A 13,874-nucleotide genomic window follows, 5' to 3' on the forward strand; every position below is an offset into this window, starting at 1 on the left:
TATAAGCGCCAAATGGAGATTTATCATGCCTTCACGTCGTAATTTTATTGCGCTTGCACCGGCTATTCTTGGTGCGATGACTATCTTACCCAAAATTTCAAAGGCTCAATCAAGCGCCACACCAAGCGGCGCTCAAGCAATCAATGCATCCGTATTTTATAGCGACCATATTAAATCTGTCACTGCTGTTACGGAAGTATTTGGGCGCAGCCAACGCACAACTGCGGCAATCATTGAATATGACCAAGCAATCCAGCATGAAAATATATCAAATACTCAATGGAGTGTTGCTGGTCGCACCATATTGAAAGCCTATGCAAGCAATAACGCTAAAAAAACGCCAAATGCGAGCAATGGTGTCTTTATTATCCTTGAGCTTGATCCAAATGACGAGGGGGCAGAAACATATTCGCCTAAAATTGAAACGCCTGCAACGGTTATGGTCTCACAAGTTAAACCATTACAAACAGTATCGGGAAACATCTACGCACCAACGAACAAAGCCATTATCAATACAAGACAAGTAAACCTTATTGTTGATGATTTTTTGCAATTTAGATATGTCGATCCTTTAACTGGTCTACTGCTCAATTATAATTTATATATTCCTAAAAATTACGATAAAGCCAAGTCTTATCCATTAGTCTTATTTATGCATGATGCTGGTGTTACTGGAACCAATCCACTTAGGACCTTACAACAAGGATTGGGAGCCGTTTCCTTTGCAAGTCCGCTAGATCAAGAAGTCAATCCCGCTTTTGTCCTTGCCCCTCAATATCCAACCGCCATTGCAAATGATGCTTCGCAAATTAGCGATTACGCAGATGTTACCATTCGTCTTATCAAAAGCCTATTAGGCGATTATAACATTGATAGCAAACGCCTTTACACAACAGGCCAGTCGGGTGGTTGCATGACGTCCATTGCGTTGAATATTAAATATCCTGATTTCTTTGCAGCCTCATTTTTAGTTGCCGGTCAATGGGATCCCACACAGGTTGCGCCATTAGCCAAGCATAAAATTTGGATTATCGTCTCACAAGATGATGATAAGGCATATCCTGGCATGAATGCGATCACCGATAAACTGGAACAAAATGGTGCTAAAATAACCCGTGCTATATGGGATGGCAAGTCAAGTCCATCTGAGTTTCAAGCAGCACAGGAAAAAATGATCAATGAAGGGCCAGATAGCAACATATATTATGTTGCCTTTCGTGCAGGCACGGTCATTCCAGTTGGTGAAAGTGGGCGCGGCGGCGGTCATGTCTGGACGTGGCCAATAGCTTATGCAATCCCTAGTGTACGCCGCTGGCTGCTAAGTCAGCAGAAAACATAAATTAAACAACGGATAAAACGGTTTTAATATTTAAAACCGCTTTATTGTATCGCATACAACTGTTTATTCAAAATATCGCTGAGACCAGATGATTGCTACACAATCAGAGCAGCACCAACAGGTGCTATTGCTGCCGCTTCCTCATAGCATGTTTCAAGGCGTTTAAAGGTTAATGGTTTGCAATGAACAATGCCGTCAGCAACAAATTGGCTAGGCTTTTGATCATAAATACCACAAACTGGCAACTCATTTTGCAACCGCGCTTTGGTCACGCCCAAAATAGTGCGTTCACCTTTCAAGAATGCGGTGGTGCGTAAATCACGAGCTTCTTCAAAACGCAATTCAAGACTACCATCAATCAAAGTTTCTAAAATACCGCCCGCACGTTCAAAGCGCTGATATTCTTCCCATGCAGCATCAACAAGCATATCCGCAGGCGCGCTATTTTCGCTATTTTCACTTGCATCGAAAGCAGATGTTGCGGCATTTTCTTCGGCCAATATAAGCTGGCTTAACAAGGCTTGCCGGCGTGCAAATGAATCCGCAAGCCCAAGTGGCATTGAAAAAGGTAAGACATTGAGTGACACAACACCCGATGAAATAGCCGCATAGCTTGCAAGATTGCAGCGGGAAATATTCAATAATGGGTCATGGGCGCTCATCATCCGCATTGATGTTTCGACATGAATGATGGCAGGAAATGGATTTTCGACACCAAGACCCTTTTGAATTCTATGCCATAAAAGTCTCAATGCGCGCAATTTTGCCTTGCCAAGAACGGGATCTTGATCAAGGGATGTTGCAAAACCAATATGAGGCAGCGCATATAGGATATGATGTCTACCATCTTCAATCATCTTCAAGTGACTAACCGCAACCGACAACATTGCGCCAATTTCCTGCGCCTCAGTTGCTCCTGCATTGTGATAAGGACGACCATCCGCTTCAAGCACGACACCTGGAAGCCCAGATGAGAAAAAAGCCGACATAGACTGGGGTAAAGACGCTTTTAATGCTGCAATAGACATTTTAAGACGACCTGTCGTTGCAAGACTTGCTGTTGGGTCAGTGCCAAAAGTAATTTGCGTGCGATTGAGGTCAATACGGCTTTTTTGCAAATAGGTAATAAATGTATCCGTAATCGAACGACCATGGGAATGGTTTTCTAACCGCAGATGCAAACCATCAAGAGCAACGCCGTCAAACAATTTTTCAATTGTATCAGGCTCCGGCGGCAATCCAAATCCATAAGCGTTATGGGCGCCAGCAAAAACAATAGCAACACCATTGGCGCCATTGGCAATATCTTGCTTCAACTGTTTATTTGCACGATTAACGTCAGGATCATCAGCCCGTTGCATTGCCGACCAACCAAATTGACGTTGATTAGACATACCACCAGCGTTTTGTTGAGTTTTTACGCTTTCAACAGATAATTTGTTATCCATAACTTGCAGCGTCTCCATTATATTTACACACATTAAAGCATCACGTCTTATAAACATAAAGCATTTTTCTGCACCGACGAAAACACCTAAAAGCTCAAGATCGCATTTTTTTTACCAATATAACCCAATCCGGCAAAAAACATTGATTTTTCTTTCTAAAAACTAACGCATTTTTACAAAGGCCAATCTTTCATAACAGCGCACAATTACTACCTTTGGACCACATATTTTATTTGAATAAAAATTGTGCTTAACCCAACTGTTCTTAAACCATGAAAAGCTAGCACTTTTTTTAAAATTAAATCTATTCTAGTTCTATTGCGCTTATGATTGATAGCAAGTTTATAACGCTTTCACGATCTCTTCATAAAAAATTGAACGTTTTACCAGAGCAAACTTCTCGCAATGGCTTGATTTTTTAAACCGCTTACCCAACCAAGGTATCTCACAAAGAACTGAAATTTCAAATAAGCATCTGATTCGCGTCTAAATGCTCGGTTGAAAATATTGAAAGGAATGAAATGTCTGGTTATTCAAATGCCCAACGCAGCAAAGCGTGGAGCATATATTTGGGGGTGTCCTTAATTCTTGTTGCCTTAAATCTAAGACCGGTTTTTTCAAGCCTTTCGATTTTACTTTCTCCCGACATTTCCAATTCAACCGGCATAAGTGGCTTTCAGGCAGGGTTATTAACAACATTGCCAGTTGTTTGCCTTGGCATTTTTGCCCCACTAGCACCGTGGGGTGCATCTAAAATTGGCGCAGAACGCACCATGTTCTTAGCATTAATCGTACTGGCTATTGGAACTGCTTTACGCGGGTTTGGACCATTATCAACGCTTTATATAGGTTCCATTTTGGCTGGCGCTGCCATTGCTCTTGGTAATGTATTGATGCCGTCTTTGGTTAAACGAGATTTCCCCCATCATATTCCGTTAATGACGGGACTATTTTCCATGGCGCTTTGCGGCGGCGCTGCCATTGCTGTTGGCTTTACCGTTCCTTTAAAACACATTTTAAATGGCTCATGGCAGCTCACTCTCGCGGCTTGGGCGATCCCAGTATTGTTAGCCATTATTTTATGGCTACCACAATTAAAAAGCCATTCAGGACAAGGCGCGCAAGGTCGCTACCAAGTTAAAGGTCTATTGAGGCAGCCAATTGCTTGGCAAGTAACTTTATTTATGGGATTACAATCAGCCCTTGCCTATTCAGTTTTTGGTTGGCTTGCCCAAATAATAGTCGAACGGGGTATTAAACCTGAACAGGCAGGAATTATCACCTCGGTTTCAATTCTTATTCAAGTGGTTGCAAGTCTTATTATGCCACTTATTGCTGGCCGTCGAAGCAGCCAAAGCGGCATATGCGTCTTTTTAACATCTATTGCGGGCATTGGACTTGTTGGCTTTATTTTGGCACCTATCTCAACAATCTGGATTTGGGTGGTTTTACAAGGTCTTGGACAAGGCGGCCTAATCGCAGTTGCAATGGTGATTATTGCTTTGCGCTCCCACGATGCGCCAGTTGCATCCCACCTTTCTGGCATGGCGCAAGGCATTGGCTATTGCATTGCTGCCATTGGTCCATTTCTTGTCGGCATTATTCATGAAGCAAGTGGTGGTTTTGATGCCACAGCTGGTCTATTTGTTGCCCTTTGCCTTGGTGCGGCATTTACTGGCTATCTTGCAGGCCGCCCCAAAACAATTCCGATAAAAGCAGAACGGATTGATTAAGCCTAATCACCAAACATTGCCCCTTTGCATGCAAAGGGGCAAATAAAAACAAGCAAATATTTTGCTAAGTTTTACTGCAAAAACTTTGCCATTACTTTGTTGGCTTGGACATTGCCGAAAGACTATCGCTGTTACCATTACCGAGCCAAGCGGTAATTTGCTTTTTATCAAGCTCTCCAATCATATGATCAGCAGCAATCATATGGCTCTCAACCTTCGCACCATTATTTTTCAGCAAGGACGACAATACCGGCGCAAAAGGAGAGTAAAGCCGATCCTTTTGTCCTGATAGGGTCAAGATACTTGTCTTATGAAGATTCGCACGCGGCATTGTATCAAGCACTGGCATAGAACGCATCAACACCGCACGGCGCACAAGATCAGGTTGTTGTAAAAGTACAACGGCGAGCAAATTTGCACCATTGGAATAACCAATAAAGGTGGAGCGACTAATATCCAACTCATTTTCATCAGCAAGTTTGGTTAAAAAGCTTACAAAAGCTTCAGCTTCGCGGCTTACATCTTTTTGATCAAAACGCGTTGCAGTTATTTTGGTGTACCAACGTCTTTGACCCTTTTGCACAACACGACCACGAATACCCACCAAAGTTGCTCGTGGCCAGATCGAGCGAGCAAAAGGCATAAGGCTTTTTTCATTACCACCAGAACCATGCATTAATACAACAACATCGCCAGATGCGTTTTGGGGCCGATCAATCTGATAAATAAATTCACTATTGCGGCTTATAGCTTGCACATCATTGTTATGCGACTTAGCTTTGATAGCATTGGCGTCAACAGCCACTGCGCGACTATCGGTCGCAACAGTATTTTGCCTATCGGTCTTATCTGTTGTTTGCAAATTATCCAAACAAGATGCCGAAGCTTGTGAGAGACAATCATTGTCGTTAGCCCAAACGGGGCTGCAAACTGCAGATAGAATGAAGAGTGTCAAGTAAAAACGTTTCATCATATCTTTGCTATGCCATATATTGGTTTAGGAAATATGAATTTGAACTGGTAAAATAATTTTTCATATTTAAAATAGCAAGCACCTTGTTCGCTCATATCTTTCCTAAGTGAATTTCTTAAACCAAATTTTTTAAAATATAAACAACGGCACTTACACATGTTTCACGAGAAAATTAGCCGTCTATCAAATCACATAATTACATATTCATATTTCAGATAGATGACTAATAGCGCAATTTACAGACAACAAATAATATACAGATAAAAATTGGCTAAATTAAAACGATCCCATACTCCACCGCCGACTTGTAGAAAAGTGACTAAAAAGTGTTTAATTAGGCTAATAATTTCAAATTATCGTCGACTCAATAAAAAGCGAAAAACCTAGCATGCGAAAATTTTTAAAGATTTTGTTTCATCTCATATGGACCTTAGTTTTACTGCTTGGCTTTTTGTGGTGTGGGCTTGGTTTTTTCTATCAGCTCAATAGCATTGCTTTTTCAATCATTGGCTTGATTTGGCTTATTCTTGCAGGTTTTGTACTTTATAGCGAATGGCAATGGAAACCACGCGCCGCGCGAATAATAGCAATTATCGCCTTTATTGTCTTTGGAATTTGGTGGTCAACGATTAAGCCATCCTTGAATGGAGATTGGGATCCAGCTTTACAATATGGTGTCACCGCTAATTTAACCGGCAGCACTGTCCATGTTTCTCATATTCGCGATTTTGATTGGCAAACACCTGAGCAAGGCATCCCCCGTTGGTTTGATGCAAGTTTTGATCTTACTCATTTAAAAAGCATGAATATTTATCTGTCTTATTGGATGGGGCCTTACATTGCCCATACTTTGGTTGGATTTGAATTTGACAATGGACAGGAGCTAATTTTTTCTTCGGAAATTCGCCGTAAAAAAGGCCAAGAATTTTCAGCAATTGGTGGTTTTTTCAAGGAATTTGAACTCATCACCATTGCCGCAACCAAAGAAGATATTATTCGTTTACGCACCGATATCCGCAAAGAACAAGTTTATCGTTATCCGCTTAATACATCTTCTGGTCAAACACAGGCGCTGTTTTTAACCTATATTGAAAAGGCAAATGCTTTATCTAAAACACCGCGTTTTTATAATACGGCAACGGCCAATTGCACGACGGTCGTTTTTGATATGGCTCGTATATTAGAGCCCTCTATCCCCAAAGATTGGCGAATTTTGTTTTCAGGGCAATTACCATCCTATCTTTATGATCATGGTTTTATTGATACATCGGTAAGTTTGGAACAAGTGATAAAAAACGCACATTTGCCCCCAGAAACTCCATAAGCAAAGAAATTCTACTTACTAAAATATAAAAATACCCCCAATAACCGCTTAAGATACCCCTTCATCAACATCTGTTCACAGAATATATATTTATGACATTTTTTGAGAATAATTTTGCCATTATTCTTGTGTTACTTAACTGAACACAGTTCAGGTCTATAGGGGAAATAGATAGTGAAACAAGTAACTAAGATTATATTTAAAATTATCTTATCCTTGCTATTAATCCTTTTCTTTATATGGACAGGGCTTGCCTTTTATTATCAAGCGCCCTTTGGTAAAGCTATCGGCTATATTTTTCTTGCGCTTTGGCTGTTATTTTCCTTTTGGGTTATATGGACGCAATGGAGCAAAAGGCCTTGGCGAGGACGCATTGCGGTTTTACTAAGTTTTATATGCGTATTTGCTTGGTGGCACACGATTATTCCTTCCAATGACCGCCTTTGGTACCCAACCCTTACCCATGGTGTTACCGCCGATTTTGATGGTCAAACAGCTCATATCCATAATATCCGCAATTTTGATTGGAGCGATCCTACATATACCTATACCTCATGGATTGATGGCGAATATGACATGAATAGCGTTGTTGGTGTTGATCTTTACCTATCCTATTGGATGGGACCATATCTTGCGCATTCCTTAGTTGGCTTTAACTTTGCTGATGGTAGACAAATTATATTTTCGTCAGAATTGCGCATTGAACGAGATGAAGAATATTCCAATATCGCCGGATTTTTTAAAAAATATGAGTTGATCATGCTAGCCGGTACTGCAGAAGATATTATTTATCAACGTGCAAACAGCCCATATGAAAGTGTTTTTCGCTATCCCCTTAAAGTCAGCAAGGAAGACGCAAAAAATCTTTTATTAATTTATCTAACTGCAGCCAATGACCTTGCACATAATGCCCGTTTTTATAATACATTTTCTACCAATTGCACCACTGTCATATTTGAATTGGCTAAAAAGCACTTTCCTGACTTACCAAGCGATTACCGTGTGATACTTTCTGGGCTCCTTCCCTATTATCTTTATGAAAATGGTTTCATCGACACCACATTACCGCTCCATGACACTATGACTAAGGCTTATATAAGCACTGCCCAACCAGTGCCACCCGATCTTGTTGCTGCCAAACAATGATCGCTTAGGCTAAGCAGTGGCTGAAAATGCCATCTTTCTTTTAAGTAAAAAAATAATATTCTATTGTTGGTAACCAAGCGATAAGCCTTTTAAAGCCACTTGTTGATTGACTTTCCCCCCTCTAATCCGTATAAGCGCGACAACTGTCTGGTTAAAAGCCGGGCAGTTTAACAATTGTTCCAAGTCAAACTGCACCTTATAAAAAAGCAGTTTTAGAACCAAGAAGGGCCGCACACCGCGGTATTAAAATAAATGAAACGTACATACCAACCATCTAAACTTGTTCGCAAGCGCCGCCACGGTTTCCGTGCGCGTATGGCTACTGCTGGTGGCCGCAAGGTTATTGCTGCTCGCCGTGCACGCGGTCGTAAGCGTCTTTCAGCTTAATATTGGGTGTGATAGCCGGTCGTGCTTTCCCCTGATAAGAAAAAGCCACTCCGCCTTCGTAAGAGGGCAGAGTTTTTGGCTTTAAGAAATGGTGAAAAGCGGCGTGGTCCGCTTTTTCTACTGGAAATGAAAGAACAAAATGCGGACGCCCAAGATAAGAATCACGGCGCAGCTCGCATTGGTTTTACGGTTAGCAAAAAAAACGGCAATGCCGTAAAGCGAAACCGCATTAAAAGACGCCTAAGGGAAGCTGTACGCATCAGCATCGAGCAGGACTTGGCGCAAGCAACCGATTACGTTTTTGTTGCCCGACCTGATATTTTACACGTCCCCTTTGAACAATTAGTCAATGAGCTTAAGCGTCGTATTAGGCGTAAGGCACAAAACATAAAGCCGCAACTGGATTCAGCTGATGGAATATAATCGCAATTTTTTTATCGCTATCGCCCTATCAATGGCTATCATGCTAGGTTGGAGCTATTTTTTTGTTAACCCACAAAATGAAGTGGAGCAAAATGTCGCCAACCAAGCCCAAAAGATTGAACAGGAAATAGCGCAAAATCCAGTAGGAACGCTTCCTACTGACAATAATGCTGATAGCACGACCACAACAGCTCCAGCCGGCACCAACCAGGCGCCTGGTAGTGTTGAAATGACCCCGCAAGCACGCGAAGCTGTTATTGCTAGCCAAAAGCGCGTAGCAATTGACACGCCTAATCTTAAAGGTTCGATCAATCTTTATGGCGCTAAGCTTGATGATCTTTTATTAAAAAAATATCAAATGACGGTTGATAAAGATTCGCCGCTAATTGCTTTGCTCAACCCAAGCAATTTTAAGCAAGGATATATGGCTGAATTTGGCTTCGTCACCCCAGACTCTTCAAATAAGATCGTCACAAACACCAGCCTATGGAAGGTTGAGGGGGAAAACCAATCTTTGACCCCACAAACACCTGTTACCTTGAGCTATGACAATGGTGAAGGACTTATATTCTATCGCACGATTTCAGTTGACGATGAATTCATGTTTACATTTGAAGACAAAGTTACAAATAATAGCGATAAAGCCGTTACTCTTGGCTCTTATGGTCGCGTTGTACGCGTATCGCCGCCAAGTGAATCCAACGCAAATTATCTCCTCCACGAAGGGTTAATCGGCGTATTGGGCCAGCTCAATAGCCAACACCAAACTTATGCTGATTTGGCCAAAGCGCAAGGCGATGATCGCATTGTTAAATTTGGCGCACAGACTGGTGGTTGGATTGGTATTACTGACAAATATTGGGCAGTCACCGTTATTCCTGACCAAACCACACCTTTTACCGCCAGTTTTTCTTATCGCGATGACAATAGTACCCGCTATCAGTCGGACTTTAATCGTAGCGGCGTAAGCATTGCGCCTGGTACAACGCAATCCTTTAAAAACCATGCCTTTGCAGGTGCAAAGCAAGTTGCAATTCTTGATCGCTATGAATCACAATTGCATATTGACCGCTTTGGTTTGCTGATTGACTGGGGTATGCTTGGTCTTATCGTTAAGCCAATGTTTACACTTATTGACTGGCTTTATAAAATGGTTGGTAATTTTGGTATTGCTATTTTGCTTGCCACCGTTATCTTAAAAACCATTCTCTTCCCGCTTGCGAATAAATCCTATAAATCTATGGCTCGCATGAAAGCTGTACAACCTGCAATGGTTGAAATCCGCGAAAAATATGCCGAAGATAAAACCAAACAACAGCAAGCAATTATGGAGCTTTATCGCAAGGAAAAGATTAATCCGCTTGCAGGTTGTTGGCCAATTCTTATCCAAATCCCTATTTTCTTCGCTCTTTATAAGGTTCTTTATATCACCATTGAAATGCGTCACGCGCCATTCTTCGGTTGGATTCAAGATTTGGCCGCAAGAGACCCAACATCGCTCTTCAATTTATTTGGACTATTGCCTTATCATGTGCCTGATTTCATGCTTATTGGTGTTTGGCCAATTATTATGGGTATTACCATGTTCATTCAAATGCGCATGAACCCGACCCCACCAGATCCAACTCAAGCGATGATCTTCACTTGGATGCCTTTAGTATTTACCTATATGTTGGCAGCATTCCCAGCCGGTTTGGTTATTTACTGGGCATGGAACAACACGCTTTCAGTTATCCAACAGGGTATCATTATGAAGCGTCAAGGCGTGAAAATTGAGCTCTTTGATAATTTGAAAAGTGTGTTTAAAAAGAAGCCGGCAACGGCGTCTGTGACCAACCAAAATAAAAGTGGCAATCAAAACAAAAATGCCAGTCAAAATAATAAAACCAACAAGACAAAGAAGTAGGGACAATACCTGTGAACGATAAACCAAATAGAGCCCCACTTTTTGCTGGTAACTGGGTTTTCATTCGAAGCGTGCCTTCAATGAAATTCCTCCCACCTGAAGGACCACCAGAGGTTGCCTTTGCTGGTCGCTCCAATGTTGGTAAGTCATCACTCATCAATGCCCTTGTTGGCCGCAAAGGCTTGGCGCGTACATCTAACACGCCAGGCCGCACACAAGAACTAAATTATTTCGTTCCAGATGGCTATAGCGGGGTGGACGGTGATTTGCCGCCCATGGCTTTGGTCGATATGCCGGGCTACGGCTTTGCAGAAGCACCAAAAGCGCAAGTCGAACAATGGACACGCTTGGTGTTTGATTATTTACGTGGCCGCACAACCTTAAAGCGTGTCTATGTGTTGATCGATTCACGCCATGGCATCAAAAAGAATGATGCAGATGTTTTGGACTTGTTGGACAAAGCTGCGGTTTCTTACCAAATCGTTCTTACCAAAACTGATAAAATTAAAAAGTCAGACTTTGACAAACTCTTTACAGCGACACAAGCCGCCATTGCCAAGCGCCCTGCCGCCTTCCCTATCCTACTTGCTACATCTTCAGAAAAAGGTGAAGGCATTGACGATGTACAGGCTGCCATTATGGAGGCCATTTCGTAAGGTTCTTATCAATGATGAGTAATCAAGCTCCAATCATCATTATTACCTACTGCTCGCAATGTAATTGGATGTTGCGAGCATCTTGGCTGGCTCAAGAAATTTTACAAACCTTCGGGACTGATATTGGCGAAATTATTCTGCGACCACGCACCGGCGGTATTTTTACCATTCACGTCTATGATAATCTTATTTGGGATCGCAAGCGTGATAATGGCTTTCCAGAAGCTAAAATATTAAAGCAATTACTACGGGATGTTGTTTGGCCAGACCGCAACCTTGGTCATATTGATAGACATACCGCAACAAAAGGCGATTAAAAATCTATCGACTTTACTGGTGATTTTATGTGGATCATAGCTTAAATGACATAGCCAAAAAAGCATTTACGTTTAAGCTTTCAACACCTTGTTACTATTTTCTTTAGGCTTATAATATAGAACAACAAGCCTTTGCCCCCTAAAGTTGATTACACAATAAATTTTAACAAAAACGCTTGGCCCCGGGCAAAGCCACCCCAATATTCACTCTTTTGAAGATTGCATTTATATTTGTTTGATAATGCTTTGTTCCTTTTAGATGGCAATGTGATCCTGCCCCAATACCCCAATATTTTTCAATTATGCATTCAGCATTTTAAATTGGCTTTATTTGCGAAAAAACTCTAAGCAGTTCGCTCGCCTTAACTTCACTTCACTCAATATAACACCTATAAAACACAAAAAACCTATGAACCAATTAGGTTCATAGGTTTTTCTCAATTGTTAAAATTTGCAATACAATAAATATTTAAAGAACTACTACAATAAATTTTTACTGGAGTTCATCAATATTATTTACTAAGCTAAAACTACTGGCGTTGAATAGGACGCACACGCACAATCAAATCAACATTGACGACTTCCATACCCTCAGGTGGAATTGGCAAATTGGTAATAACGGGCTGCCCTTGTGGGCCTTCAGGAATATCAATAACCCGTGCTTCATTTTCTAGATAAAAATGATGGTGGTCCGAAATATTTGTATCAAACCAAGTCTTTGAGCCTTCAACAGCGATAATTCGTAAAAGACCAGCTTCGGTAAATTGATGCAAAGTATTATAAACGGTGGCAAGTGAAATTGGCACGGCAGCAGTTACTGCTTCTTCATGCAATTCCTCAGCGGCAATATGACGATGACCTTTAGCAAAAATCATTTTTGCAAGTGCTAGGCGTTGTTTGGTCGGCCGTAAGCCACTTGCCCGCAATCTGTCTTCAAGTCCATAAATAGGTTCAATATACATCGGCTTATCTCAAAATCCCAAGTTTAACCCAAATTCATAACTTTTGCAAAACTTATCAAATATTTATAGAAACTACGTAGTTTCAAACAAATTTATAAGCCTGCCCTAAAATTCAGATTAGACGCTTCCATCAGGTTTCCCTGTCCGTAATATAAACAATAAGCCTAAAAACATGCGCAATCAACCGCTTTTGTAAACTTTGCCAATAAAACTTGTCAAAAAAGGTATAGTTTTAATTCAGCTTGTGGATAAACTCTTCCTCAAAATAGATATAGCCAGCAAAAAAAGCTAATAAACCATTGTGACTTGTCAAAAATACGCCCTTTTTAGCTCTATTTTGATTTTACTTGCAGTGGTTGTCTGTGTTAGGAGAGTGCAAATGTTAAAAAGGCAGCAACCTAAATATCATATATATCTGCCTTGATAAATGGAGATAACATGGCTGAGCAAAAGTCTAGCTATACATTCGAAGAATTGCTTTCCTGCGCCCGTGGGGAAATGTTTGGTGAAGGAAACGCACAGCTTCCTGCCCCGCCAATGTTGATGTTTGACAGAATCACCGCGATCTCGGATCAAGGCGGCGATTTCGGTAAAGGCATGATTCGCGCTGAATTAGATATTAAGCCAGATTTATGGTTTTTCCCTTGCCATTTCATTGGCGATCCAGTTATGCCAGGCTGTCTTGGTCTTGATGCGTTGTGGCAACTTACCGGATTTTTCCTCGGTTGGCTTGGCGAACCTGGCAAGGGCCGCGCCATTTCAACTGGAGAGGTCAAGTTTACTGGCATGGTAACACCGCAAACCAAACTCGTTGAATATGGCATAGATTTCAAGCGCGTATTACGCGGTCGTCTAGTACTTGGCATTGCTGATGGCTGGGTCAAGGCTGATGGTGAAATTATCTATCGTGCTAGCGATTTGCGCGTTGGGCTATTTAAATCAAAAGAATAGCATTATCAACAATCAGCTATGGTTAGTTGCACTTTAGATTATGCCATTATCAATCACGGCTTCATGGTCGTGGTTGATTGGATTATTGTAATTTAGCCAAAATTTGATTTATTTACAAATATGTCTTAATTTTCATGTTGGCATGAATGCAGATTAAAATTTGCATAAATTGCAAAGACTTTGTCTGCTTTTGATGTATAAACACCAGCATGTCTTTAATAGGACATATTGCACCCTATTTAATGGGTGCAAACAGAATTACAGGGATAACTACGTGAGTATTATCCCGTTCTACCCAAGGAGAAATTG

Annotated in this window: 12 protein-coding genes and 1 pseudogene; 10 read left to right on the forward strand and 3 right to left on the reverse strand. The window is 41.3% G+C overall.

The window, feature by feature from the left end; genetic code table 11:
- The first annotated feature begins 25 nt into the window (after nucleotides 1-25).
- The gene (locus tag N6B01_RS09315) at nucleotides 26-1,339 is read left to right on the forward strand and encodes an alpha/beta hydrolase family protein (protein ID WP_262078415.1); all 1,314 of its coding nucleotides are present in this window, start codon (nucleotides 26-28) and stop codon (nucleotides 1,337-1,339) included.
- A 95-nt stretch (nucleotides 1,340-1,434) separates the two neighbouring features.
- Here the strand turns inward: N6B01_RS09315 and N6B01_RS09320 are convergent, their stop codons facing one another.
- The gene (locus tag N6B01_RS09320; RefSeq protein ID WP_262078416.1) at nucleotides 1,435-2,787 is read right to left on the reverse strand and encodes a methylmalonyl-CoA mutase family protein; all 1,353 of its coding nucleotides are present in this window, start codon (nucleotides 2,785-2,787) and stop codon (nucleotides 1,435-1,437) included.
- A 521-nt stretch (nucleotides 2,788-3,308) separates the two neighbouring features.
- Between N6B01_RS09320 and N6B01_RS09325 the strand changes: the two genes are divergently transcribed.
- Nucleotides 3,309-4,520, forward strand: a complete 1,212-nt coding sequence (locus N6B01_RS09325; RefSeq protein WP_262078417.1) for a CynX/NimT family MFS transporter — start codon at nucleotides 3,309-3,311, stop codon at nucleotides 4,518-4,520.
- Nucleotides 4,521-4,611: 91 nt separating this feature from the next.
- Here the strand turns inward: N6B01_RS09325 and N6B01_RS09330 are convergent, their stop codons facing one another.
- Entirely contained in the window at nucleotides 4,612-5,493 is an 882-nt protein-coding gene (locus N6B01_RS09330; protein ID WP_262078418.1) for an alpha/beta hydrolase, read from the reverse strand.
- 388 nt (nucleotides 5,494-5,881) lie between these two features.
- Here N6B01_RS09330 and N6B01_RS09335 point away from each other — a divergent pair, with 388 nt between their 5' ends.
- The 7 genes and pseudogenes from N6B01_RS09335 to N6B01_RS09365 all read left to right on the forward strand — a co-directional run bounded on the left by N6B01_RS09335 (nucleotide 5,882) and on the right by N6B01_RS09365 (nucleotide 11,652).
- Nucleotides 5,882-6,817, forward strand: coding sequence for an Lnb N-terminal periplasmic domain-containing protein (locus N6B01_RS09335; protein WP_262078419.1), 936 nt, complete (start codon nucleotides 5,882-5,884; stop codon nucleotides 6,815-6,817).
- A 174-nt stretch (nucleotides 6,818-6,991) separates the two neighbouring features.
- Entirely contained in the window at nucleotides 6,992-7,963 is a 972-nt protein-coding gene (locus N6B01_RS09340) for an Lnb N-terminal periplasmic domain-containing protein (RefSeq protein ID WP_262078420.1), read from the forward strand.
- 252 nt (nucleotides 7,964-8,215) lie between these two features.
- The gene (gene rpmH, locus N6B01_RS09345; RefSeq protein WP_005864709.1) at nucleotides 8,216-8,350 is read left to right on the forward strand and encodes a 50S ribosomal protein L34; all 135 of its coding nucleotides are present in this window, start codon (nucleotides 8,216-8,218) and stop codon (nucleotides 8,348-8,350) included.
- A gap of 21 nt (nucleotides 8,351-8,371) precedes the next feature.
- Nucleotides 8,372-8,773 (forward strand): ribonuclease P protein component, encoded by a 402-nt coding sequence (gene rnpA / locus N6B01_RS09350; protein WP_182417505.1) that lies wholly within the window; start codon nucleotides 8,372-8,374, stop codon nucleotides 8,771-8,773.
- Nucleotides 8,763-10,601 (forward strand): annotated as a pseudogene (gene yidC / locus N6B01_RS09355) (membrane protein insertase YidC); the annotation flags it as partial. The gene rnpA and the pseudogene yidC, both read left to right, overlap by 11 nt.
- A gap of 83 nt (nucleotides 10,602-10,684) precedes the next feature.
- Entirely contained in the window at nucleotides 10,685-11,335 is a 651-nt protein-coding gene (yihA, locus tag N6B01_RS09360; RefSeq protein ID WP_410004262.1) for a ribosome biogenesis GTP-binding protein YihA/YsxC, read from the forward strand.
- An 11-nt stretch (nucleotides 11,336-11,346) separates the two neighbouring features.
- Nucleotides 11,347-11,652: an Rdx family protein gene (locus tag N6B01_RS09365; RefSeq protein ID WP_262078428.1), complete on the forward strand. Its 306-nt coding sequence runs from the start codon at nucleotides 11,347-11,349 to the stop codon at nucleotides 11,650-11,652.
- A 530-nt stretch (nucleotides 11,653-12,182) separates the two neighbouring features.
- On the opposite strand, the gene irrA is transcribed toward N6B01_RS09365, so the two are convergent.
- Entirely contained in the window at nucleotides 12,183-12,614 is a 432-nt protein-coding gene (irrA, locus tag N6B01_RS09370; protein WP_182417508.1) for an iron response transcriptional regulator IrrA, read from the reverse strand.
- A gap of 438 nt (nucleotides 12,615-13,052) precedes the next feature.
- Here irrA and fabA point away from each other — a divergent pair, with 438 nt between their 5' ends.
- Nucleotides 13,053-13,565 carry a 3-hydroxyacyl-[acyl-carrier-protein] dehydratase FabA gene (gene fabA / locus N6B01_RS09375; protein ID WP_182417509.1) on the forward strand — a complete coding sequence of 171 codons (513 nt, stop codon included), beginning with the start codon at nucleotides 13,053-13,055 and terminating at the stop codon, nucleotides 13,563-13,565.
- Nucleotides 13,566-13,874: the final 309 nt, after the last annotated feature.

The sequence above is a fragment of the Bartonella sp. HY406 genome (assembly GCF_025449315.1).
In the GTDB taxonomy this organism is placed as follows: Bacteria; Pseudomonadota; Alphaproteobacteria; order Rhizobiales; family Rhizobiaceae; genus HY038.

What these genes read in the sequence shown, in the direction of transcription:
- N6B01_RS09315 (WP_262078415.1), top strand. Translation starts at nt 26, where the DNA reads ATGCCTTCACGTCGTAATTTTATTGCGCTTGCACCGGCTATTCTTGGT.
- N6B01_RS09320 (WP_262078416.1), bottom strand. Translation starts at nt 2,787, where the DNA reads ATGGATAACAAATTATCTGTTGAAAGCGTAAAAACTCAACAAAACGCT.
- N6B01_RS09325 (WP_262078417.1), top strand. Translation starts at nt 3,309, where the DNA reads ATGTCTGGTTATTCAAATGCCCAACGCAGCAAAGCGTGGAGCATATAT.
- N6B01_RS09330 (WP_262078418.1), bottom strand. Translation starts at nt 5,493, where the DNA reads ATGATGAAACGTTTTTACTTGACACTCTTCATTCTATCTGCAGTTTGC.
- N6B01_RS09335 (WP_262078419.1), top strand. Translation starts at nt 5,882, where the DNA reads ATGCGAAAATTTTTAAAGATTTTGTTTCATCTCATATGGACCTTAGTT.
- rpmH (WP_005864709.1), top strand. Translation starts at nt 8,216, where the DNA reads ATGAAACGTACATACCAACCATCTAAACTTGTTCGCAAGCGCCGCCAC.
- N6B01_RS09365 (WP_262078428.1), top strand. Translation starts at nt 11,347, where the DNA reads ATGATGAGTAATCAAGCTCCAATCATCATTATTACCTACTGCTCGCAA.
- irrA (WP_182417508.1), bottom strand. Translation starts at nt 12,614, where the DNA reads ATGTATATTGAACCTATTTATGGACTTGAAGACAGATTGCGGGCAAGT.
- fabA (WP_182417509.1), top strand. Translation starts at nt 13,053, where the DNA reads ATGGCTGAGCAAAAGTCTAGCTATACATTCGAAGAATTGCTTTCCTGC.